This window comes from Micromonospora sp. FIMYZ51, assembly GCF_038246755.1.
Classification (GTDB): domain Bacteria; phylum Actinomycetota; class Actinomycetes; order Mycobacteriales; family Micromonosporaceae; genus Micromonospora.
The window spans coordinates 2158499-2181414 of the sequence record NZ_CP134706.1; the positions used below are offsets into that span (position 1 = coordinate 2158499).

Genomic DNA, 22916 nt, shown 5'->3' on the forward strand with positions numbered 1-22916 from the left:
CACGGTCTCGGCGGGTAGTCCGCAGCGTGACAGCGGCGGACGAGCGGGGCGGCGGGCCGGTGCGCGCCGCCGCTGCCAGGGCGGAGGCGCTGGTCGCGAGGGCGGTCGGCGGTGTCAGCCGGCGGGCCGGTTGGCAGGAACGGCGGCGCAACCTGGAGCTGTACGCGATCCTGGCCATTCAGTCCGGAGTGGCGGCCGCGATCGCCTGGACGGTCGCGCACAACCTGCTGAACCACCCGTCGCCGGTGTTCGCGCCGACCGCCGCCGTCGGTACGATCGCCGCGGCCATCGGCCGACGCACCCGCCGCACCGTCGAACTGTTGATCGGTGTGCTGGCGGGGATCGTGGTCGGCGACGCGCTGATCATGATCATCGGGACCGGCCCGTGGCAGCTCGCCACCATCGTCACGCTGGCCATCCTGCTCGCCCTCTCCCTGAGCCGGGGCGGTTCGGTGGTGACCCAGGCCGGCGGTACCGCAGTGCTCATCGCGACGCTCGCACCGGTGCAGCGCGGGCTCGAGGTACCCCGAATCATCGACGCGATCATCGGCGGTGTCTCCGCCGTGCTGGTGGTGGCCGTCCTGCCGGTCAACCCGGTCCGGATCATCCAGCGGGCCGCCCGGCCGTTGTTCACGGTCCTGTTGGAGCACCTGCACCTGGCCGCAGACGGAATGACCGACGGCGACGCCGACGCGGTTGCCCGTGCCAAGGACGAGGTGGTCAACGCCACCAACAAGATCCAACTGCTCACCGATGCCGTCTCCGGTGCCGAGGAGGCGGTGGCCATCTCCCCGCTGCGCTGGCACCGCCGGCGCGAGTTCGAGCACTACGAACGGGGCACCCGCTTCCTGGGACTTTCCATCCGGGGCGCGCAGGAGATGCTGCGCCGGGCGGCCACCGCGACCCGCGACGGCGAGCCGATGCCGGCCGGATTGCCGGCCGCGGTGCACTACTTCGGCGACGCCCTCGCGCTGATCCAGATCGAGGTGGAGAGCGGGCACCACTCCGCCCGTTCCGAGAAGCTGATCCTGAAGGCGGTCAGCCGGGCCGCCGAGGCGTACGAGGAGGGAGTCGGATTCTCCGGCAACGTGGTGGTGGCGCAGATCCGTACCGTCGCCACCGACCTGCTGCGCACCCAGGGATACGACGAGGAAGCTGCCAGCGCCCTCGTCCGGGAACACTTCGAACGCCGGATGCGTGCCGACCCGGCGGAGCACTCCACCGAGCCGGATCGCAAGTGACGTGATCAGAGCCGTCCGGCCACCGTGCGGGCCAGCTCGGTAAGGGGTTTGCGGTACCCGGCCGGGTCCTCCAGCCGGACCAGCCGGATGGCGACCCACACCCCGGAGGCGTTGACGAAGACGGCCCCGTCCTCGAGATACGCCTCGTCGCCGATGCCGGAGAGGGTCTCGAACTCGTGGTCGAGCTCGCGGTCGATGTCGAGGATCTTCTTCGCCCCGTCCCCGACGTAGACCTCCACCTGAGCCAGCGGGCCGGAGACCGGTCCGGTGTAGGAACAGCTCTCCCCGCCCGGCACCGCGTCCTCCAGCCGGGTACCGGCGAGCTGCTCGGCCTCCCGCTTGGAGACCAGCGCACAGGCGTCCACCGGCGGCGCGGCGGCCGGCTCGGGCGCGTCGACCGGCTCGGTCGGCGGCGCCGCCTCCGCCGTCGCGGCGGGCGACGGGGGCGCCTCGGTGGGCGCGGAGTCGCCGCAGGCGGCGAGGGTGGCGACGGCGACGGCCGTCGCCGCGAGCCGGGCGGAGGTCAGGTAGCTCACCGGGTCTCCCTCGTCCGCTTCAGTTGGGCAGGGCGTCGAGCAGCCGGCGCATCGCCTGCTGATAGCCGTCGGGTTCGGCGCCGAGGCGCTGGAAGCTGCTCAGGGTCACCGTGAAGCTGCCCGCGTCGTTGATCACCACGGCCTCGGCCCCGAGTTCCTTGACGGCCAGGTAGCCCTTGCCGCCACCGTCGAGTTCCGTCACCTGCTGATACAGCTCGTCGGCCTGTTGGCGCTGGTAGTCGTAGGTCGTCTCGCCGGCCAGCCGGGACGCCGTCGTCACCGTGGCCAGGGCCACCCCGTTGCCGTCACCGAAGCTACAGTTGCCCTGGTCGACCATTGGTTGACCGACCAGGTCGGCGATCTGATCGGCGGTGAACGGGCAGTCCGGGCGGACCGCGTCGGCACCGTCGGCGGGCAGGTCGAGGTCCGTGTCGTCGACGGACTGATCGGCGTCCGGGCCGGCGGCCGGCGGCGGTGGCTCGGTCTGGTTGCATCCGGTCAGGGCGAGCACGGCCACGAAGACCGCGGGCAGGATCAGTCGCCGCACGTGTTTCTGTTCCCTTCTTCCGCCCGGCCTCGGACAGCCGGCAGGTGACGTCTCGACGCTACGGTCGGCCGTCCGCAAAGGAATCCGGCGTTTCCCCCACCATTGCGCCGAGGCCGGCGCGGGCCAACGCGGTACCGAGTTCGGCCCGACGGGAGATGCCCAACTTGCGGTAGACACGGGACAGGTTCGTCTCGACGGTCTTGGGGCTGACGAAGAGTTCGTCGGCGATGGCCCGGCTGGTCCGTCCCTGGGCGGCGAGCCGGGCGACCCGCTCCTCGGTGGCGGTGAGGTCCGACGGCGCGGGCGGACGCCCGCCGAGCCGGGCCGCCTCGGCCCGGGCCCGCCGGGCGAAGGCCGTCGCGCCGAGCGCGTCGAACTCCACCGCAGCGGTCGCCAATGCCTCCCGGGCCGGTCGCTTGCGGCGCAGCCGGCGGTGCACCACCCCGGCGACCAGCAGGCACCGGGCCCGGTCCAGCGGCAGCACGTCCGGTGCCACCGCAGCACGCGCCGCGGCGAGTTCGGCCAGGGCGGCCGACGGGTCCACCCCACCGGCGCTGTCCAGCAGGGCCCGGCTGCGGGCCAGCCCCAGCGACGTCCAGGGCCGGGGCAGGCGTCGGTGTCGCCGCGCCAGCCGGTCCAGGGCCGCCCGGGCGGTGGCCAGGTGGCCGGCGCCCACGCACGCCTCGATCCAGTCCGGTTCGAAGCGCTGTGCCAGCGGTTCGGTCAGGCCCATCCGGTCCACGGTCTCGGCGAGCCGGCCGTACCCGGCCGCCGCCTCGGCCATCCGCCCGGCACAGAGATCGACGAAGGCGGCCAGCTGAAGATGGATCCGCCGACACCAGTCGTCGTCGAGCTCCTCGCCCAGCCGTACGCCCGCCTCGGCCACCCGCGCCGCCACGTCGAGCCGGCCGCGCAGGGCGTCGAGCAGCCCGGCCAGCCAGGTCTCCGCGGTCAGCTCGGTGCCGAGCAGTTCACCGAGGTCCCGGGCGGCGGCGATGTGTCGCTCGGCGACCGCCCAGCGTCCCGCCAGCAGTTCGGTTTCGCCGAGATGCTTGAGCAGTTCGTACTGCGACGGTTCGTCGCCGCGCGCCGCCGCCCGGTCCAGCAGTGCCTGGAGCCGGTCGCGGGCCCGGCCCGGATCGTCGATCGCCTTCCACCAGATCGCCGGAATCGTGCCGGCCAGCCAGGACGGTTCCGCGCCTTCCATCGCCAGGGCGCGGTCGAGCAGTTCGGTGCGCGGCGGCTCGCCGGCCCGTGCCTCGTTGAAGAACAGGTGCAGCAGTGCCGCGGCCAGCAGGGTGCGGTCGCCGCCGGGCCCGGCGAGCAGGGCGATGGCCGCCTGAGCGTGGGCCCGGGCCGGTTCCGGCACGTCGACGAAGAGCGCCAGGTGGGCGTGGATCCGGCCGGCGAGCAGGGTGCCGGGCGGAGTCGCCGCCAGCGCCCGACTCGCGGCCTCGACCGCCGTGCCCCCCGGCTCGTCGGCGCTCCACGCGACCACCGCCCGCAGCAGCAACGCCTCGGCGCGTACGTCGCCGGTGAAGGTGGCGGCCACCACCTCGGCGGCGGCTCGGGCCCCCGGATGGTCGCCACAGTCGAACCGGCAGCGGGCCGCCGCCAACAGCCGCTCGCCGTGATTGACCCGGTCGTCGGCGGGGGTGAGGCGGCCGGCCGCCTCGTACAGGTTGGCGGCGGCCTCTGCCGCGCCCCGGGCGTGCTGACGGGCGGCGGCTGCGGCGAGCGCGTCGGCCACCACCGCATCGGCGGTGACCGTGCAGCGGGCCAGGTGCCGGACCCGTTCGTCGGGGTCGGTCACCACCTCGGCCAGCCGGCGGTGCAGGCCACGCCGGACGCCGGGTGGAATGCCGGCGCGGACCGCCGCGGCGTACACCGGGTGGGCGAACTCGACGCGCAGCGGCGTGACGACAAGCAGCCCGGCCTCCTCCGCCGGGTCGAACGCGCTGGGGGAGACCCCGGCCGCCGCCAGTTCCCGGAGCAGGGGTACGCCGAGCAGGGCCGCCAGCCGTACGGCGTCCCGGCAGCGGGCCGGCAGCCCGGCGAGCACCTCGCCGAGGAGTTGGTGCATGGAGGAGGCCACCGGCAGGTCCTCGGCCGGCTCCGGGGGCTCCGGCAGGCGCTGCACGGCACGGGCCACCTCGATGGCGACCAGCGGATTGCCGCCGGCCTCCCGGGCGATCCGGGTCAGCAGCGAGCGGTTCAGCGTGCTGCCGACCCGCTCCCGCAGCACATGGTGCAACTCGTTCACGCCGAGCGGCGTCAGCGACAGCCGGGTCAGCCGGCCGGCGGCGGCGCCGAGCCCGAGGGGTGCGGCCCGCAACGCGCCCGCGTTGTCGCTGCGACAGCTGACCAGAGTGGCCGGTCCCGGGCCGACCCGCCGCAGCGCGAACCGCAGGGCGCGTTCACTCGGCCGGTCCAGCCACGGCGCGTCGTCCACGGCGACCAGCACCGGCCCGCCCATGGCCAGCGCCGCCTCCAGCAGCGAGCGGGTGGCCGCGCCGATCACCCGCTCGTCCACCGGTTCGTCACCCTCGCGAGTGAGCAGCACCATCTCGGCCGCGACCCGTTGCGGACGCGGGAGCTGGGTGGTCAGCTCCGCCAACGGGCGCAGCAGGTCGGCGAGGGCGGCGAAGGGCAGGTCCGTCTCGCATTCGGTCGGCGCACAGGAGAGCACCTGCCAGCCGGCCTGGGCCGCCTCGCTGACCAACGCCCGCAGCAACACCGTCTTGCCGATCCCGGCCGGGCCTTCCAACAGCACCGGCCCGGGCTCGCTGAGGGAGCGCCACGCCTGATCGAACAGTTCGTCCCGGCCGACGAGCGCTCGCCGCATGGACAGGATTCTGGCACCGCCTGACCACAGGTGACCATCGTGCGGACGGCGAGCCACCGGCGGCGGTCGGTCAGGCGTGCAGCGTCCGGCTGGGTGGGATTCCGTAGATGGCGTGGTATCGCGCGGTGAACCGGCTGTGGCTGAGAAATCCCCATCGCGAGGCGATGGCCGAGACCGTCTCCTGTCGCGGATCGGCCAGCAGCAGGTCGTGGTGGGCCCGATCGAGCCGGACGCGGCGCAGGTGGGCCATTGGCGTGGTGTCCAGGTGGCGGCGGAACGCCAGTTGCAGGGCCCGCAGCGAGACCTGGGCGGCGGCGGCGATGTCGGCCGCGCCGATGTCCCGGTCCGCGTGCTCCTCGATGAACGCGGTCGCTCGGCGCAGGGTCGCGGTCGTCGCGTCGCGTCGCTCCATCGCGGTCGGCCAGCCGGCGGTGGTGTTGGGGAAAACCGCGAGGGCGGCGGCGGCCAGCATCCGGGCGGCGTTGGCGAGCACCAGCGGCTGCCGGTGGGCGGACGGGTTGCCCAGTACGACGTGGTTGAGGTAGCTGGTGGTGTGCCGCCACAGCCGGGCCAGGCCCGGCGAGATCGGGGTCAGGCCGGTGAACCTGGTCGCACCCGCCCGGTCGTCCGCGGTGCCGCCGGTCACCTTGGTCAGCACGGACCGGTCGAGCACGCACCCGACGAGCTTGCCGGGTCGCCAGTGCATCGAGAACGGCAGGCCCGGTGCGGCGGCCAGGAACACGTCGCCCGGACCGAGCCGATCGTTCACCCCGGCGCAGCTGCGGTCGACCCGACCGCTCACCACCTGGCCGATCATCAGCGCCTCGATGGGCCCGACGTCGATGTCCAGCCGGGTGGTCTGCTCCACCGTCTCCAACCAGAACGCTCCGGCGTCGATGCGGTGATGGCGCAGCCGATAGCGTTCGGTCGACCGCATGATCAGTTCCGTGCCGTACGCGCCCGTCAGGAAGGCGCTGATGGTGTCCGGGTCGCTGCTGTCGAACCGGTGTGCGGTCGGAACCTTCGTGTTCACGGCGTCTCCATCACAGTGGACGGAGTGGTCTGTCGCCACGCACGGCCAGCCGGTGTACTGGGCTCAGTCCGGCAGCGTGACCTGAAAATTCCCGTAAATGCTAATCCACAAAGGAGGGATTCCCGTCGATCTCATGCGGCATATGCGGTGCCGTGGGCTGAATGTCGCTCGTTGCCGACCGGGGGAGGGCTTCGTTTTCGGGCTAGGGCCACACGTTCCCGTGCGCCTGCCGGACTAGCCGATGACCGATCGTGGCCATGATCATGCAAAGCGTGTCGAGCGAAAGGTAGCTATTCGACCGAACGGATGAATTAGGGGTGGGGTGTTGGAGATCAAAAATCCGACTGACATCGTCCGGTTGGCGTCGGCTGAAGCGCTTCGGCGGATCGCCGAGGAGACCCTCCTGACCGGCCTTCTGGGGATCCGGATGGCCGCCCTCGGCGGCAGCCTCCGGGATGTGCTGCGCGTGGCCCTGGTGGCGCAGCGGCTGGCCACACCGGCACGGCTCATCGCGTTGTGTCGGGAATCGGGTTTCGGTCCCGATGCCTTCGACCTGCTTGGGCATCATCTGCTTGGTGCCCTGGTCGGTTATCGGCCGGGGCCGGATGCGTTGGTACGGGTCGGCGGTGCGCTCGGGCTGGCCCGTCGGGAGTTGTTCACATCCGGTGGTCCGCCGTCCGGCGAGCCGGTCCGGGTCCGTGCTCATCCGGGTCGGCGCAACAGTGCGGCGGGGCGCTACCGCTCGGCGAAGCCACCGGAGCACCTGCCCTCGCCGCCAGCCTGGACCTGCACCGGATGTGGCCAGGAGTGGCCGTGCGCGGTCAAACAGAGCCAGTTGCTGGCCGAGTTCGGCGGAGCCCGGGCGGCGCTCGCGGTCTACCTGGGCTCGTGCCTGCTCGCCGCCGCTCGTGACCTGCCCGGCCTGCCGCTGGCCAGAGCCCGGAACCGGTTCCTCGGCTGGCTGCCGCGCCGGCCGTTCTGATCAGTGCTGCCCCCGCGCCGGTCCGCTCGGGTGGCGCTCCGGCGACCCGGGCTGCGGTCCGCCGGGCTGCGGTCCGCAGCCCGGCGGACCGGCGGGCGCGCGGGCGGTGCGGCTCGGCGGACCGCGTCCGGGCAGCAGGCGGTGCTCAGTGTGGCGCGGGTTCGGGTGCCCGGTCGTCGGAGGCCGGCCGGTCCAGGGCCTCCTCCCCGGTGGCCGCCGGGCCGGCGAACCAGTCGATGCCGCCCGGCTTGCCCGCCGCCACGGCCGCCGCCGCCCGCGCCACCGGATCCGTCGGCGCGGCGGTGGTGAGACCCGCCGCTTGCTGTCCGGCGGAGTCAGGCGTACCTGCGTGCGGGGCCGCATCGTTTCCGGCCACGCTCCCGTCGGTGGTCGGCCCGGTCCGGCCGGCACCGCCCCCGCTGGCCGCTGGGGTGCCGGAATCGCTCTCGCCGGGCTGGTTCTCGTTGCCGGCCGAGAGGGTCGCCGCGTCGCCGGTCCGGGCCGCCGGCCGCTCATTAAGGCGCGCAGCCACCACCGGGTACTCGGCGGTCTCGCCACCGCCGGCCGCAGCGGCCATGACGGCCGCCGCCGCCAGGTCGGCGACCCGCTTGGCCTCGCGTTGCACCCGGGCCCGGGTCTCCTTGGCGTGCCGCTCGGCCGCCTCGACGGCCCGGCGTACCTCGTCCAGCCGCCGGCTCTCCGTCTCCAGATCCCGGTTGGTCTCCGCCAGCTGCTGGCGCAGCCGGGTCAGCTCGGCGTCCGTGCTCTCCTTGTCGCGCCGCGCCTCGTCGAGCTGTTGCCGGGCGGTCTCCAGCTGCTCCTGCACCTGGGCCAACACGTCCTGCTGCTCACCGACCGCCAGCTGGACGGCGTGCAGCTGCTCCTCGGCGGCAGCGGCCTGCTCGTCGCTGTGCTTGCGTACGTCGGCGGCCTGCTCGTCGGCGCGCTTGCGGATCTCCGCCGAGTACTGCTGGGCGTCCGCGATCATCGAGCTGACCCGCTGCTCCGCGGCGGACCGCTGGGCGGCCAGCTCGCGCTCGACGCTCGCCCGCTGCTCGGCCAGATCCTCCTCGGCCGCGGTCCGCCGCTCCGCCAGCTCCTCCTCGACGGTCGACCGCCACTGCGCCATTTCCTGCTGGTTCTTCGCGCGGGCCGCCTGGATCTCCTGGTGGATCTGGGTACGCGCGGAGGTGGTCAGCGCCTCCGCCGCCGCGCGGGCCTGTTCGACCTGTTGGCGACACTGCTCGCCGATCCGCTGCGCCTCCTGCTGGGCCCGCTCGTGTGCGGCCTCGCCCTCGGTACGCAGCTGGTCGGCCCGTTCGCGGCTCTGCACCAGCTCGGCATCGGCCGCCGCCCGCAGCTCCTCGTACTTCTTCTCGTGCTCGGCCCGCCGGCCGGCCAGCTCCTCTTCGAGGTCGGCGAGGGCCTTGACGGTCCGCTCGCGAGCGTTGGCGAGGATCTTCTCCGCCTCCGCCTGGAGCTTGGTGGCGCGCTGGGTGTGGGTCTCGATGATGGCGGCGGCCTGCTTCTCGGCCAGGTCCAGGATCTGGCCGACCATCGGGCCGACGTCCTGGAAGGTCGCCTTGTCCAATTGCGCGGGCCGCTGGCGCAACTCGGTCACCTCGGCCTGCAACGCGTGCAGCTTGGCGACCATCTCCTGGACCTGTGTGGCGGCCCGGTCCCGTTCGGTCGACACCGCGCTGAGCCGGCCCTCGATCTGTTCGACGTAGCGCTCGACCTGGCGTTTTTCGTACCCGCGCAGGGTGACCTCGAAGTTCGGCCGCAAAACCAGGTCGTCGCGGGCTGCGAACGGCTCCTCGCCGATGGACATGCCTCATCCTCCGTACGGTCGCGAGTCGCCACACCGGGGCGGCCCGGCGGCGATGACGCGCAACGCTACCGCTGCTCGCGATGGTCTGTCGTCCCACCCCGGTACCGTTTCCGGCCACCTGACCGGCGGTGCCGCCGGGCGACGCCAACCCGCGGTGGTACGCCTCCGGTGTGGACCTCCCGACGGAGCTGGCGACCCGGGGGAGGCGGTTGCATCGACCCGCATCTACCTGCGGCGACGTGGTCGCCGGGGCGGGCGCGGACGGCCGGGACCCGCGCCTTGACATCAAGTTAGGTTAGGTTAACCTAACCCGCATGTTTAGCGGACCGGCGTCGGAAAACGCCGAGCAGAGCCTACGGGGGGCCGACCTCCGGCTGGGCTACCACGGCACACCTGTGGTGCACGGTGCGACGATCACGCTACGGCCCGGCACCGTGACCGCGCTCGTCGGACCCAACGGCAGCGGCAAGTCCACGCTGCTGCGGGCGCTCGCCCGGCTGCACCCCATCGGCGGCGGCGCGGTGCACTTCGCCGACGGCACCGCCGCGGCCGGCCTGCCCGCCAAGGAATTCGCCCGCCGGGTGACCCTGCTCGCGCAGAGCCGACCGGTGCCCAGCGGGGTCACCGTCCGCGACGTGGTCGGCTACGGCCGCCACCCGTACCGGGGCCGTTGGCGTGCCGACGATCCCGACGGGCCCGCCGCGGTGGCCCGCGCGATGGACGTCACCGGGGTGGCCGCGATGGCCGACCGGCCGGTGGACGAGCTGTCCGGTGGCGAATTGCAGCGGGTCTGGCTGGCCACCTGCCTGGCCCAGGACACCCCGGTGCTGCTGCTCGACGAGCCGACCACCTTCCTCGACCTGCGCTACCAGGTCGAGATCCTCGACCTGATGCGTGACCTCGCCGACGACCACGGCGTCGCGGTCGGCGTCGTGCTGCACGACCTCAACCAGGCCGCCGCGGTTGCCGACGAGGTGGTGCTGCTGCACAACGGCCGGGTCCGCGCCAGCGGCATTCCGGCCCAGGTCTTCACCGAGCCAGACCTGACCGAGACCTACGGCATCCGGATCGAGGTCGCCGTCGACCCGGCCAGCGGGCTGGTCACCACCCGCCCCGTGGGCCGGCACCTGACCCGGATCCCGGTCTGAACCCCACCCCGTCAACACCCGCACCAGAGAAAGAACGTCATGTCTCGTACCCGTGTCACCGCCCTGGTCGCCGCCGTCACCGCGTTGGCGCTGGCCGCCTGCGGCACCACTGAGAACACCGCCGAGCCCACGGCCGCCACCCCCGCCGCCGGCGGGCCGGTCACCGTGACCGACAGCCGCGGCAAGGAGGTGAAGCTCGACAACCCCGCCTCCAAGGTCGTCGCCCTGGAGTGGGGGGAGGCCGAGATGCTGGTCAGCCTCGGCGTCATGCCGGTCGGCGTGGCCGACCCCAAGGGCTACGCCACCTGGGTCACCGCCGCCAAGCTCGACGCCGAGGTCAAGGACGTCGGCACCCGGGGCGAGCCGAGCGTCGACTCGATCGTCGCGTTGCAGCCCGACCTCGTGGTGATGGCCGACGGTCGCGGTCCCAACCTGGTCAGCCAGCTGGAGAAGTACGTGCCGGTGATCGTCACCAAGAGCAGCGACGCCACGGACAACCTCGGCCGGATGCGCAACGACCTCAACATGATCGCCCAGGCGGTCGGCCGGACCACCGAGGCGGAGAAGCTGCTCGCCGACCTGGACACGGCGATCGCCGAGGGCAAGCAGAAGATCGCTGAGGCCGGCGCGACCGGCAAGTCGTTCGCCATCGCCGACGGTTGGAAGGAAGGCAGCACGGTGAGCATCCGGATGTTCGGCGAGGGTGCCCTCGTCTCCCAGCTCGGCATCCAGCTCGGCCTCACCAACGCCTGGCAGGGCAAGACCGACGAGGTCTGGGGCCTGGGCCAGACCGACGTCGAAGGGCTGACCGGGCTGAAGAGCCCCGACCTGCACTTCTTCTACAACGCCTCGGACGGCACCGACGTCTTCGCCGACGGCCTGGCCGGCAACGCCATCTGGACCTCGCTGCCCTTCGTGCAGCAGGGCAACCTGCACCGGATGCCCGACGGTATCTGGACCTTCGGCGGGCCGCTCTCCGGCAAGCAGTACATCGACCAGTTCGTCGCCACGTACGCGGGGTGACTGCGCTGATCGCGCCCACGAGCTCGGAGCCGGCCGCCCCGCCGGCTCCGGGCCGGCGCCACTCCGGTTCCCGGGTGGCCGGGGTCTTCCTCGCCGCCATCGCGCTGTGCCTGGTCGTCGCGGCGGTGCACGTCACCCAGGGCACCTCCGGCATCGGCGCGCTCGACCTCCTGCGGCTGCTCACCGGCGGTGACGACGAGGCGGCCCGGGTGCTTGTCGCGTCCCGGCTGCCCCGGCTGCTCGCCGGGCTGGCCATCGGCATCGCCCTCGGCTTCGCCGGTGCCGCCTTGCAGTCGGTGGCCCGCAACCCGCTCGCCTCGCCGGACACCCTCGCCGTCAACGCCGGCGCCCACCTGGCCATCGTCTCGGTCGCCGCGTTCGGTATCGCGCTGCCCGCGCTGCCTGCCGGTGGCCTCGCCTTCGGCGGCGGGCTCGCCGCGGCCGGCCTGGTGCTGGCGATGTCCTCCGGCGGGCAGGCCGGCACCACCCGGCTGATCCTCGCCGGCTCGGCCACCGCACTGGCGCTCAGCTCGGTGACCATGCTGCTGCTCCTGCTCTTCGAGCAGGCCACCATCGGCCTGTTCGCCTGGGGCAACGGCTCGCTGGTGCAGGCCGACCTGGTCGCGCTCAGCCAGCTCGCCCCGGTGATCGGCGCCGCGCTGGTGGCGCTGATGCTGCTCGGTCACCGCCTCGACATCCTGGCCCTCGGCGACGACACCGCCACCGTGCTCGGCCTCAACGTACGGCGTACCCGGCTGGTCGTGACGGTGCTGGCCGTGCTGCTCTCCGCCGCAGCGGTCACCCTCACCGGACCGGTCGGCTTCGTCGGCCTCTGCGCGCCGGTGATCGTCCGGCTGCTCGGGCCACTGGTACCCGAGGTGCACCGGCACCGGGTACTGCTGCCGCTCTCCGGCATCGCCGGAGTGGTGATCGTGCTCGGTGCCGACGTACTGCTGCGCGCCGTCATGGGCGGTCAGGCCGGCGTCGACATCCCCACCGGAGTGGTGACCACCCTGCTCGGTGCGGCGATCCTGATCTGGCTGGCCCGCCGGCACCGCGACGCCGGCCCCACCCGCCGCCCGCCGGGCGGGCACGCGGCGGTGCGTACGGCGGCCTTCCACCGCACCGTGGTGGTCGTGGCCGGCACGGTGACCGCCGCCGCAGTGCTGCTCGGCATGCTCGCCGGGGACACCTGGGTGCTCTTCGGCGACGTGGTGAACTGGCTCAACGGCAGCACCGGACCGGCGTACACCTTCGTGCTCGACCAACGGTGGCCACGGGTGGCCGCGGCGATGCTGGCCGGCGCGGCGCTCGCGGTCGCCGGCACCACAGTGCAGGCGGTCTGCCGCAACCCGTTGGCCGAGCCCGGCATCCTCGGCATCACCGCCGGGGCCGGGCTGGGCGCGGTCTGCCTGCTCACCTTCGTCCCGCTGGCCGGCGTCTGGGCCGTCTCGGGGGTCGCCGGGGTCGGCGCGATGCTTGCCTTCGCCCTCGTCTACGGCGCGGCCTGGCGGGGCGGGCTCAGCTCCGACCGCCTGGTCCTGATCGGCTTCGGCGCCTGGCAGGGCGGCATGGCGCTGATCACGTACCTGATCGTCGCCTTCGACCCGTGGAACACTGGCAAGGCCCTGACCTGGCTCTCCGGCTCCACCTACGGCCGTACCGCCGGCCAGGTGCTGCCGGTGGCGATCGCGCTGCTGGTGCTCACCCCGGCGGTGGTCGCCGCCCGCCGCGAGCTGGACCTGATGGCGCTGGACGACGACACACCACGGGTGCTCGGCGTCCGGCTGGAGCGCACCCGACTGGTGGCGCTCGGCGCGGCGGCGCTGCTCACCTCGACCGCGGTCTCCGCGGTGGGCGTGATCGGTTTCGTCGGCCTGGTCGCCCCGCACGCCGCCCGTGCCCTGGTCGGCGGTCGGCACGCCCGGGTGTTGCCGGTGGCCGCGCTGCTCGGCGCGGCCCTGGTCAGTCTCGCCGACACCCTCGGCCGCACCGTCATCGCCCCGGCACAGGTCCCCGCCGGCCTGGTCACCGCGTTGATCGGCACCCCGTACTTCGTCTGGCTGCTGTGGCGCTCCCGCGCCGCCACCCCGCAAACCCGGTGACGCACCGGTCCGCATTGAGAGAGGCACCATGACCAGCACCCTGCCCGCCGCGCCCTGGCGGCTGTTCAGCGTCGAGGTCCGCGCGGTACGCCGGCTCAGCCCGTCCTTCGTCCGGGTCACCTTCACCGGCCCGGACCTGGACCGCTTCGCCGACAACGGCTACGACCAGCGGATCAAGCTGGCCCTGCCGGTGCCCGGCCAACGCGGCGTCCACCTGCCCGAAGGCCCCGACTGGTACGCCCGCTGGCGCGCACTGCCGGAGCACCTGCGCAGCCCGATCCGCACGTACACCGCCCGCGCGGTCCGGCCGCAGCTCAACGAGGTGGACGTCGACCTGGTGCTGCACGGCGACGGCGGGCCGGCGACCCGGTGGGCGCGGCGGGTCCGCCCCGGCGACGAGATCGCCATCCTGGGACCGAACGCCGCGTACGAGGGGAACCACGGCGGCGTCGAGTTCCGTCCCCCGTCGACCGGGTGCCTGCTGCTGGCCGGGGACGAGACTGCCGTGCCGGCGATCAGTGGCATCTGTGCCCGGCTGCCGCTGCACGCCCGTGGTCGGGTGCTGCTGGAGGTGCCCGAGGCGGCCGACGTGCTGCCGCTGGCCACCCCGCCCGGCGTGGCGGTGACCTGGCTGCCCCGGGCGGCCGACCCGTACGGTGCCCGGCTGGTCGGTGCCGTGGTCGCCGCGGCCGACGAGTTGCTTGCCGACCGAGTGCCCGCCCTCGCGGCCCGGTCGGTCGCCGCTTCGGCCGGCCAGCCGGTCGACGACGTCGACGTGGACCGCGAACTCCTCTGGGAGGTGCCCGACCCGTTTCCGGCGGCACCGCTCTACGCCTGGCTGGCCGGCGAGGCGGCGGTCATCCGCACCCTGCGCCGCCACCTGGTGGCCGAGCGCGGCCTCGACCGTCGCGCCGTCGCCTTCATGGGCTACTGGCGCCAAGGCCAGCCCACACCCTCCTGACCCCACCTCACCCCACCCCACCCCACCGCTCTCGCCCCCGCGGCCCTCCCCGCCCTCCCCGCTCCCGCGATCTTGCACTTCTTGTCGCGGCAAAAGCCCCAAAGGGGCGTATCAGCGACTAAAAGTGCAAGATCGCCGGGGCGGGGCGGGGCGGGGCGGGGCGAGGAGGGTGGGGAGGAGGAGGAGGAGGGTGGGGTGGGCGGGAGGGTGTTAGGGGAGGGGTGGGAGATGTTGCGGGCGTGGTCGGTCAGGGCGGCGGCGACCACCGTGGCGTTCAGGGGCAGGACTTCCAGGCAGCGGCGGATGGCGGGGGCCATCAGCGTGTTCGGTACCCGCATCGAGAGGGTGCAGTGGGGGACCCACCGGTCCGGCTGGTAGTGCTCGACCAGCGGGACACCGGCCGCGGCCAGCCGGGCATGCACCAGCCGATGGTGCGCCAGCAACTCCGGCGTGGGAACCGGACCCAGCCAGAGCACCCGGCCGACGAACTGGCCCGCGTACTGGAACGACAGCCGCAACGGCACGGCCACGGTGGTGCCCGCCAGAGCCGCGCCGACCTGCTCCGGGTCGAGCCGTGGCGCCACCGCGAGTGAGACGTGCGGCCGGTGCCGCTGCGCCAGCAGTGAGCGCATGCTCGGTACGCCCTCGGCCTCCAGGGCGTCCCAGAGCACCCGGATCCGTCGGGTGGCAACGTTGTCCAGGTAGAGCTCCAGCGCGGCGACCACATGATCAGCTTAGGGTTCACGGCACGATGACGGCGCGACCCTCCAATGTGCCATCCTGCATCTGGCCGTACGCGCGCAGCGCGTCGTCCAGCTTGAACGTCGTCGTCTTTGGCCGAACCAGCCCCCGGGCACCGAGTTCGAGCACCTCGATCAGCTCCGGCCGGCTACCCCAGTAGGTGGTCTGGATGCTGAGCTCGTACGGCACGGAGAAGAAGCCGACCGGCAGGCTCCCGCCGCCGATGCCGACGATCGTCAGGTCCCCCAAGGTACGCGCGGCGGCGGCGCCGAGCCGCAGGGTCGCGTCGGCCCCGACGAAGTCCAGCACCACATCGGCACCGCGACCGGCGGTGGCCGACCTGATCTCCTCGGCGGTCTTCTCGCCCGAGCGCAGGGTCAGGTCCGCGCCGCACTCCTCGGCGAGCCGCAACGCCTCGTCGCGGGTGTCCACGGCGATCACCCGGGCCGCGGTGGTCGCCTTGATGATCTGCACGCCGACGTGCCCGAGCCCGCCGACACCGATCACCACGGCGGTGCTGTCGGGCGGCAGCTTGGGCCAGGACCGGCGGATCGCGTGGTACGGCGTCAGTCCCGCGTCGGTGAGCGGCGCCGCCTGGACCGGGTCCAACCCTTCGGGCAGCGGTACGACGAGCCGGGCGGCCGGCACCAACTCGTACTCGGCCATGCCGCCGTCCAGGCCCAGCCCACCCCCGCCGCTGGGCACCGGCGCCGCGGCCGGGTTCTCGCAGTAGTTCTCGGCACCGATCCGGCAGCGGGCGCACGTGCCGCAGCCCCACGGGCCGTACACGGCCACCGGCTGGCCCACCTCCAGCCCGGTGACCCCGGCGCCGACCGCGTGCACCCAGCCGGCGTTCTCGTGGCCGAGAATGAACGGCGGATTCCAGGGCACCGCACCCGCCTCGAAATCGTGCATGAGGTGCAGGTCGGAATGGCAGGCACCGGCAGCGCCGATCTTCACCACCACCTGGCCGGGGCCCGGCGTCGGCTCGTCGACCTCGACCAGCTCCGGATCCGTCTTCCAGTCGGGTAGCCGCAGCGCACGCATGCCATACCTCCTCGTCCCGGTGGCGTCTCGCTCCGGGCTCCCCGTCCGGCGCCGAAACAAACCCCGATCCGACGCTTTCCGACCCTCCCTATTGCCTGGTCAGGACCTTGATCGCGGCCCGCAGCTCCAGCGCGGCACATGCTCGACGGTGACCGCCGAGCGGTTGCCACCGGCGCGGCACGCGCTCGACGGTGACCGCCCCAGCGGTTGCCGATCCGGCGGCTCGGCGGTGCACTGAATTACATGACTGTCATCAAGGTGGGCACGTCGTCCTGGGCCGACCGGACCCTGCTGCGCTCCGGCTGGTACCCGCGGCAGGTGAACACCCCCGCCGGGCGACTGGGCTACTACGCCGACCGGTTCGCACTGGTCGAGGTGGACACGTCGTACTACGCGGTGCCGGCACCGGAGACGGTCCAGGGCTGGGTGGACGCCACACCGGACGGATTCACCTTCAACGTGAAGGCGTTCAGCCTCTTCACCGGCCACCCGACGCCGGTGGCCGCGCTCCCGGCCGACCTGCGGCCGACCGGTGGGCCGGACCGGATCCGCCGCCGGGACCTGCCGCCGGACGCGTACGACGAGCTGTGGCGGCGGTTCCGCGCGGCGCTGGCACCGATCGCGGCGGTCGACCGGCTCGGCGCGGTGCTGTTGCAGTTCCCACCGTGGCTGGCCCGTGGCGACGCGGCCCGGCGACGGATCGTGGAGCTGGCCACCCGCTGTCGACCCGGGCGGGTCGCCGTCGAGCTGCGGCACGCGTCCTGGTTCGACGGCCGGGCGGCGTTGGAGACGCTCGCCTTCCTCCGGGAACACGAGTTGACGTTCTGCTGCGTCGACATGCCGCAGGGCCATCCCGATTCCGTGCCGCCGGCCCTGGTCGCTACCGCCGACCTGGCGATGGTGCGGTTCCACGGGCACAGCACCGCCTGGGCCGGCGGCAACAAGGAGGATCGGTTCCGCTACGCCTACGCAGACGACGAGCTGCGCTGCTGGGCGCAACTGCTTGCGGAACTCGCCGGGCAGGCCGACGAGCTGCACGTACTGTTCAACAACTGCTGCGCCGGGCAGGCGCAGCGCGACGCGGAGAAAATGGCCGGGCTGCTCGCCGTCGGTGCCGGGCAGCCGGTCAGTCCCGGGTGACCCCCTTCGGTCGCATGCCGGTCGCCTCCTCCAGCGCGTTGTCCGGCAGATCCTCGCCGGCCACCTCGTCCGGGAACGGTCGCCGGGCCGGCGCCGGATCTGGCGGCGCCCCCGGACCGGCGGCCGGCACGACGGTCGGCTCCACCGAGCCGAGCCCGTGCCGGCCGGCGGGCCGATGCTCCGTCGGGATCTCGCCCGCCCGTCGCTCGCCCCGCCGCCCCTCCGGCACGGCGGACTCCTCGCTGCCCTCGTTCATCGGCGAGTCCGCACCGGCGCCCCACGGCGGGTCGGCATCGAAGCCGTCCGTGGTCCCCCAGGGCGTGACCTGCTCCGGTCCCCGGTCCTGCCGCTTCCTGTCGGTCATGACCACCTCACTGCTGGATGCGTCCCCACCGGACCGCCCGCCACCGATCACGCTCCCGGGCCGGGCTGCCGGCCCCCGGCACCGGTCCGGGCTGCCGGCCCGCGTCTGCTGCCGGCCGGTTCACCGGTGCCTGCTGCCGGTCGGGCCGCCGGTCCCCGCTGCGGGCCGGTCACCGGTCCCGGCCGGGTCACCGGTCTCTGCTGCGGGCCGGTCACCGGTCCCGGCCGCGCCGTCGGTCTGCTGCTGCGGGGAGCGGTCAGCGCCCCGACATCGCCATGTTGCGGCGGACCGCCTTCATCGCCGCGACCCCGGTCGCGCCCTTGCCCGCCATCCCCGGGACATGCATCAGCCCGTTCGCCCGGCCGAGCATGCCGCGCAGCACCTGTCCGGGCTTTTGCTGCTCACCCATGTACGCGGTGACCACGATCAGCGCGCCGGTAAGCGCCGGGATCGCCCACTGGAGCATCCGGAGCTGGCGCTGGCAGGAGGCCACCTGCGGCGGCGTCTGCTGGTTCGGTTCGGTGATCCCCTCGACCGAGGGCATGCCGGCCCGCTCCAGGCGCCTGCCGAGCATCCGGCTGTAGCCGGTCACGGCCAGGGCGCCGACGGTAAGCGCCGTCTTCACCGTGCTCATCCGACCGACGCCCCGCTGGGCGGCCATCCGAGGGCTCTCGGTGACCAGCTCGCCGACCGCGCCCGCGAGGTGGGCACCGATGGCTGCCGCGTTGACCGGGGTCCATAGGGCCCAGCCGGTCGAGGCGACCGGAAGCCGTTGGGTCGAGTCGCCGACCCGCGCCGCGGCGCCGTTGACGCCGAAGGCACCCATCAGGGAACCGCCGAACCAGGCCGCCAGGCCCAGGTCGTGCATCGAGCGTAGTGCGGTGTGACTGTCAGACATCTGGTCTCCCTCCGCCGAATCGGGCGTGCCGGCTTACCCCGGTGACCAGGGGTTAATCCCGTACCGCGCAGCATGCGCCCGGCCCGCTCCCGGCCCGCCGCCGGATCAGCGTGCTGGCAGGCCGGCGGTGAAGTCGGCGATCCGGGCGGCCAGCGGCGTGGCGGCGCGTACCCAGGTGAAGTGATCCAGCGTGTTGCCCGGCACGTGGTAGCGCTCGCGTTGCACCTGAGCCGCGGTGAGTTTGGCGCAGAGCCGATCCAGCGTGGGGTGCGGGGTGTACTGGTCGCCCTCGACACTTACCGCCAGCACCGGCATGCCGATGCGGCCCACCGCCGCCTCGGTGTCGGCCCCGTCCAGCGGCGGGAAGCAGCCGGTCCGGGCGGTGTGTGCCCAGTCGCGGATCACCCCCCGGGCCTGCCGGCCACCGAACCCCCACCCGGGCCAGACGCCGAACAGCCGGGTGGTGGCCGCGATGCCCTGGGTGTACGGCAGTAGGCCGTAGCGCCGAGGACCGGTGAAGTCACGCCAGTACGGCAGGCCGACGGCCACCAGAGCCAGCCCGTCCACCTCTGGCTCGTCGTGCAGGGCGAGATGCAGCACGGCGGCGTGACCGCCGAGCGAGTGCCCCAGCAGCAACGTGCGCCGCCCGTCCAACCGCTCCTTCAGCGCGGTCCGGACCGCACCGACGTCGGCGGCCAGCTCCGCGTACCCGTACCGGCAGGCCCGGCTCGGGCGCGGGGTGCTCTCCCCGGTGCCGCGCAGGTCGGCGACGACCACGGCCAGCCCGGCGTCGCGCAGCGCGGCGGCGAACGGCCGGTAGTACCGGGCCCGTACCCCCATCGCCGGCAGGACCAGCACCACCGGCGCGTTCGGCCGGCCCACTGGCTCGGGGTAGACCTGGATGCCGAGGCGGGCGCCGTCGACCTGGACGAACTCCTGCACGTATTCCACACTCGCGCTCACCAGGCCAGGTTACCGATCAGTAGGGGTGCGCCGGGGGTCGGGCCCCGCCGGTGCGCCGGGGCGCCGGTGCGCCGGGGCACCGACCTGCCGGGGCGCCGACCCGCCGGTGCGCCGGGGCGCCGACCTGCCGGGGCGCCGACCTGCCGGGGCGCCGACACAGGCCCTAGCCGCGTAGCATGCCCGGACCGAAGACCTCGTAGGCGATCCGCTCCACGGGTACGCCCCGGCGTAGCAGCCCACCCCGGACGATGTTCATGAACGGCAGCGGTCCGCAGAGGTGCACGTGGGCGTCGGGGGAGAGCGGGATCATCTCGGGGTCCACCCGGCCGCCGGTCACCTCGGCGGCGACGCCGGGCAGGGCGACCCCGGTGGCGTCCTCGTACCACAGCCGGGTGCGCAGGTTCGGCAGCGCGGCGTGCAGGCGCGGCAGGTCATCGCGGAGCGCGTGGGCCGCGCCGGTCCGGTCCGCGTGCACCAGCACCACCGGGCGCTGCGGCGCGGTGACCGCCAGGTGCTCCAGCGCGGCCATCGCCGGGGTCAGCCCGATGCCGGCGCTGACCAACAGCAGTGGACCGTCACCGGCGACGGCGTTCACCTCGCCGAAGGGTGGGCTCAGCCGCAGCCTGGCACCGACCGCCACGTGTTCGTGCAGGAAGGTGGAGACCTGGCCGTCCGGGGCGCCGTCGACGCCGCGTACCCGCTTGACAGCGATCCGCCAGTGCGCCGCGCCGGGGCGGCCGGCCAGGCTGTACTGGCGGATCTGCCGACCGCGACCGCCGTCGAGGTCGACCGCGACCGAGGTGTACTGGCCCGGCACGAAGGTGGGCACCTCGCCCCCGTCGTCGGGGATCAGGGTGAACGAGACCACGTCGGAGGTTTCCTGCCGGCGCGCCGTCACCCGCCACGGACGCCACACCGACCCGCCCTCGGCCAGTCCGGCGCTGGCGTACAGCCGGGCCTCCCGGGCGACCAGCTCGACCGCCAGCAGCCAGTAGACCTCGTCCCAGGCGGCGGCGACGGGCGGGGTGACCGCGTCGCCGAGTACCTCGCCGACGGCGGCGAGCAGGTGCCGGCCCACGATGGTGTACTGCGCGGGGGTGATCCCCAGCGAGGCGTGCTTGTGCGCGATCCGGTCCAGTACCGGACCCCAGGGCGCGGCGTGGGCATCGGTCAGGTGCTCGGCGTACGCGACAACGGCTGCGGCCAGGGCCGCCTGCTGGCTGCCGCTCGCCTGGTTGCCCCGGTTGAACAGATCGAGCAGCTCGGGATGTGCGGCGAACATCCGCTTGTAGAACCGGCGAGTGATGGCCTCGCCGTGCGCCCGCACGGCGGGCAGGGTCGCCGTCACCACCGCTGCTGAGGACTGGGTGAGCACGATGTTCTCCTTCGGAAACGACCTTACGGACCTGCTCACCAAAACAGGTATCGGAGATACCTCTTTAGGGTCGAAAGTCCTGGATCGCTGGTCGCGCCGGTCACACGGCGGACCGTCCGGGGCGTGGCCACTGGCTAGGGTCGAAAGGTGAAGCTCAACCGGTCCACCGACATGGCGTTGCGGATCGCCATGTTCACCGCCGCCTCCGGCCGACGGACGACCGTGGACGAGCTGGCCGAGCGACTGGCGTTGCCCCGCAACCACGTGGCCAAGGTGGTGCAACGGTTGCAGCACCTCGGGGTCCTGGTGACCATCCGGGGCCGCTCCGGCGGGGTGGCGTTCGCCGCGGACGGCGCGACCTACACCGTCGGGGAGGTGGTCCGGGTGTTCGAGGGGGAGGGCGAGGTGGTCGACTGCGAGACGCCGGCCTGTCCGCTGCGGGCGGCCTGCCGGCTACGGGTCGAGCTGCGGCGTGCGCAGGACGCCTTCCTCGCCGTCCTGGACCAGCTCACCCTAGCCGACCTCCTCACCACCCTCACCCTCCTCCCTCCTCCTCCCCACCCACCCCCACCCCCACCCACCCCGTTGATCATGAGGTTGGCGGCAGTTTGAAGATCAACTAGTGCCGCCAACCTCATGATCAACCGGGGCAAGGGGTGGGGTGGGTGGGGTGAGGTGGGTTAGGAGAGGGTGAGGGTGAGGGTGCCGGTGGGGGTGCGGGTGCAGGCCAGGGAGCGGGCGGTGGTGGTGGCGGCGCCGGCTAGGCACTGGCCCAGCACCTGGTGCCCGGCGGCGTTCGGGTGCCACGACTCCTGGCAGGTCTGGAAATAGGTCACGCAGGTGTTCGCGATGCGCTGGATGGCGATCTTGTCCTTGCCGGCGAGGCTGGTGACGAAGGTGCCGTTGGGCGGGTTGTCCATCAGCCGGATCGGGGTGGCCAGGGTGCCGGACGGGCTGGTCGAGGACTCGCAGAGCCGGGCGCCGTCGAAGGCCCGCTGGACGTTGAGGTAGACCAGGTCGGCACTGGGAAACTCGGCGGCCAGTGTGTCCCGGGTGGTGCGCACGATGGTGCCGAGACCCTGCGAGAACCGGTGCCCGGGAGCCAGGCTGGCCCGGTGGATCGGGCAGCCCGCCGCGTACCGCTCGGCGCCCAGGGCCCGGAACTTGTCCCGGGTGTCGTCCCGGCCGTCCTCCGAGTGGTAGGACGCCGCCAGTTCCAGCGGCAGCGGGTTGGTGTAGTCCTGCAACACCACCCGGTGCTGGCCGTCGCCGTCCACCTCGCGCAGGGTGGTGAGGATCTGCCGGACCGCCGCGGTGGTCTCGGCGGTCGCGGCGTTGAGCTGAGCGGCGGTGGCCAGGTCGGCGTCGCTGCACGGCTTCTGCTCCACCGGCCCGTTCAGGTACGCCCAGAACTCCCACCAGCCGGTCCAGGCGTCGGCGATGAACCGGTTGGCGCACTTCTCGGCGACCCCGCCGAAGGTGAACGAGCTGTTGTTCGAGCCGAGGCCGATCAGCACCAGATCGATGTCGTGGGTCTGGGCCACCGCGCGGAGTTGGTCGAGCTGGGCGGCGACCTGGCGGCCGTTGGCCCGCGCCGAGGAGGCGGCACCGATGTCGTGCGGCTGGCCGCCGGAGCAGGCCAGGTTGAACCGGCTCTGGATGCCGGGCAGCGTGGCCTGGTGCAGCGAGGCGTTGGCCGACCGGTGGCAGAAGAAGGCGTTGCTGTTCGGCGCGGTCCACCCCGGGAAGGCCCGCGCCACGCCGGTCGAGTCGACCACCGGCTGGTACGCTCCGGCGCCCTCGCCGCTGATGAAGCTGTCGCCGAGGGCGACGGCGGCGGTGGGCAGCGCCGCCGAGGCGGGGGCGGGTGCCGCGACGGTGGTGGAGAAGGTCGCTGCGGCGACGGCCAGGGCCATCGCGGCGGCGGTACGACGCAACCCGGACATGGCATCACATCCGTTCATGGAAATGTGAAAGATCCTCTGTTGGTGTGATGGGATCACGCCGGTGTGACGCACGTCAACCGCGGGAAACGCCTGTGACATGTGGGTCAGCCGGGTGCTAGACCGGCCGCACCGCGCCCCGCCACCCGCAGCCCTCGCCGGGGTCGGGGCATAACGCCGGACCCCGAGGCGT

19 protein-coding genes and 1 pseudogene are annotated in these 22916 nt (G+C 73.3%); 8 read left to right on the forward strand and 12 right to left on the reverse strand.

The genetic code is table 11. The features are described from left to right. The first annotated feature begins 26 nt into the window (after nt 1–26). Nucleotides 27–1241 (forward strand): FUSC family protein, encoded by a 1215-nt coding sequence (locus QQG74_RS10600; RefSeq protein WP_341720122.1) that lies wholly within the window; start codon nt 27–29, stop codon nt 1239–1241. Nucleotides 1242–1246: 5 nt separating this feature from the next. Here QQG74_RS10600 and QQG74_RS10605 read toward each other — a convergent pair whose 3' ends face one another. The 4 genes from QQG74_RS10605 to QQG74_RS10620 all read right to left on the reverse strand — a co-directional run bounded on the left by QQG74_RS10605 (nt 1247) and on the right by QQG74_RS10620 (nt 6202). Beyond that, entirely contained in the window at nt 1247–1777 is a 531-nt protein-coding gene (locus tag QQG74_RS10605; protein WP_341720123.1) for a DUF3558 family protein, read from the reverse strand. Between the two features lie 19 nt (nt 1778–1796). After that, a complete protein-coding gene (locus QQG74_RS10610) occupies nt 1797–2324 on the reverse strand; it encodes a hypothetical protein (RefSeq protein ID WP_341720124.1) in 528 nt (175 codons plus the stop codon). A gap of 58 nt (nt 2325–2382) precedes the next feature. Then, nucleotides 2383–5169 carry an AAA family ATPase gene (locus QQG74_RS10615; RefSeq protein WP_341720125.1) on the reverse strand — a complete coding sequence of 929 codons (2787 nt, stop codon included), beginning with the start codon at nt 5167–5169 and terminating at the stop codon, nt 2383–2385. Nucleotides 5170–5239: 70 nt separating this feature from the next. Continuing rightward, nucleotides 5240–6202 (reverse strand): helix-turn-helix domain-containing protein, encoded by a 963-nt coding sequence (locus QQG74_RS10620; RefSeq protein ID WP_341720126.1) that lies wholly within the window; start codon nt 6200–6202, stop codon nt 5240–5242. 358 nt (nt 6203–6560) lie between these two features. Here QQG74_RS10620 and QQG74_RS10625 point away from each other — a divergent pair, with 358 nt between their 5' ends. After that, nucleotides 6561–7184 carry a hypothetical protein gene (locus tag QQG74_RS10625; protein ID WP_341720127.1) on the forward strand — a complete coding sequence of 208 codons (624 nt, stop codon included), beginning with the start codon at nt 6561–6563 and terminating at the stop codon, nt 7182–7184. A 145-nt stretch (nt 7185–7329) separates the two neighbouring features. On the opposite strand, the gene QQG74_RS10630 is transcribed toward QQG74_RS10625, so the two are convergent. Then, nucleotides 7330–9015: a hypothetical protein gene (locus tag QQG74_RS10630; protein ID WP_341720128.1), complete on the reverse strand. Its 1686-nt coding sequence runs from the start codon at nt 9013–9015 to the stop codon at nt 7330–7332. 314 nt (nt 9016–9329) lie between these two features. On the opposite strand from QQG74_RS10630, the gene QQG74_RS10635 reads away from it, so the two are divergent. The 4 genes from QQG74_RS10635 to QQG74_RS10650 are packed head-to-tail and all read left to right on the forward strand — an operon-like array spanning nt 9330 to nt 14252. Then, nucleotides 9330–10163: an ABC transporter ATP-binding protein gene (locus QQG74_RS10635; protein ID WP_341720129.1), complete on the forward strand. Its 834-nt coding sequence runs from the start codon at nt 9330–9332 to the stop codon at nt 10161–10163. A gap of 39 nt (nt 10164–10202) precedes the next feature. Continuing rightward, nucleotides 10203–11186 carry an iron-siderophore ABC transporter substrate-binding protein gene (locus tag QQG74_RS10640; protein ID WP_341720130.1) on the forward strand — a complete coding sequence of 328 codons (984 nt, stop codon included), beginning with the start codon at nt 10203–10205 and terminating at the stop codon, nt 11184–11186. Further along, nucleotides 11183–13291: an iron ABC transporter permease gene (locus QQG74_RS10645; RefSeq protein WP_341720131.1), complete on the forward strand. Its 2109-nt coding sequence runs from the start codon at nt 11183–11185 to the stop codon at nt 13289–13291. The genes QQG74_RS10640 and QQG74_RS10645 overlap by 4 nt, the downstream gene beginning before the upstream one ends. Before the next feature lie 28 nt (nt 13292–13319). After that, entirely contained in the window at nt 13320–14252 is a 933-nt protein-coding gene (locus QQG74_RS10650) for a siderophore-interacting protein (RefSeq protein WP_341720132.1), read from the forward strand. A gap of 212 nt (nt 14253–14464) precedes the next feature. On the opposite strand, the pseudogene QQG74_RS10655 reads toward QQG74_RS10650, so the two are convergent. Beyond that, nucleotides 14465–14977 (reverse strand): annotated as a pseudogene (locus QQG74_RS10655) (2'-5' RNA ligase family protein); the annotation flags it as partial. 16 nt (nt 14978–14993) lie between these two features. After that, nucleotides 14994–16040 (reverse strand): NAD(P)-dependent alcohol dehydrogenase, encoded by a 1047-nt coding sequence (locus QQG74_RS10660; protein ID WP_341720133.1) that lies wholly within the window; start codon nt 16038–16040, stop codon nt 14994–14996. A gap of 243 nt (nt 16041–16283) precedes the next feature. Between QQG74_RS10660 and QQG74_RS10665 the strand changes: the two genes are divergently transcribed. Beyond that, the gene (locus tag QQG74_RS10665; protein ID WP_341720134.1) at nt 16284–17180 is read left to right on the forward strand and encodes a DUF72 domain-containing protein; all 897 of its coding nucleotides are present in this window, start codon (nt 16284–16286) and stop codon (nt 17178–17180) included. Here the strand turns inward: QQG74_RS10665 and QQG74_RS10670 are convergent. From QQG74_RS10670 to QQG74_RS10685, 4 genes are all read right to left on the reverse strand, one after another. Next, nucleotides 17167–17544 carry a hypothetical protein gene (locus tag QQG74_RS10670; RefSeq protein ID WP_341720135.1) on the reverse strand — a complete coding sequence of 126 codons (378 nt, stop codon included), beginning with the start codon at nt 17542–17544 and terminating at the stop codon, nt 17167–17169. The genes QQG74_RS10665 and QQG74_RS10670 overlap by 14 nt on opposite strands. A 256-nt stretch (nt 17545–17800) precedes the next feature. Continuing rightward, entirely contained in the window at nt 17801–18442 is a 642-nt protein-coding gene (locus QQG74_RS10675; protein ID WP_341720136.1) for a hypothetical protein, read from the reverse strand. Between the two features lie 105 nt (nt 18443–18547). Next, nucleotides 18548–19405 carry an alpha/beta fold hydrolase gene (locus QQG74_RS10680; RefSeq protein WP_341720137.1) on the reverse strand — a complete coding sequence of 286 codons (858 nt, stop codon included), beginning with the start codon at nt 19403–19405 and terminating at the stop codon, nt 18548–18550. A gap of 163 nt (nt 19406–19568) precedes the next feature. Further along, on the reverse strand, nt 19569–20780 hold the full coding sequence (locus QQG74_RS10685) for a globin domain-containing protein (protein WP_341721192.1): 1212 nt from the start codon (nt 20778–20780) through the stop codon (nt 19569–19571). A 147-nt stretch (nt 20781–20927) separates the two neighbouring features. Between QQG74_RS10685 and QQG74_RS10690 the strand changes: the two genes are divergently transcribed. Continuing rightward, complete coding sequence (locus QQG74_RS10690) at nt 20928–21392, forward strand: Rrf2 family transcriptional regulator (protein ID WP_341720138.1); 465 nt, start codon at nt 20928–20930, stop codon at nt 21390–21392. A gap of 68 nt (nt 21393–21460) precedes the next feature. Here QQG74_RS10690 and QQG74_RS10695 read toward each other — a convergent pair whose 3' ends face one another. Beyond that, nucleotides 21461–22726 carry a hypothetical protein gene (locus QQG74_RS10695; RefSeq protein ID WP_341720139.1) on the reverse strand — a complete coding sequence of 422 codons (1266 nt, stop codon included), beginning with the start codon at nt 22724–22726 and terminating at the stop codon, nt 21461–21463. Nucleotides 22727–22916: the final 190 nt, after the last annotated feature.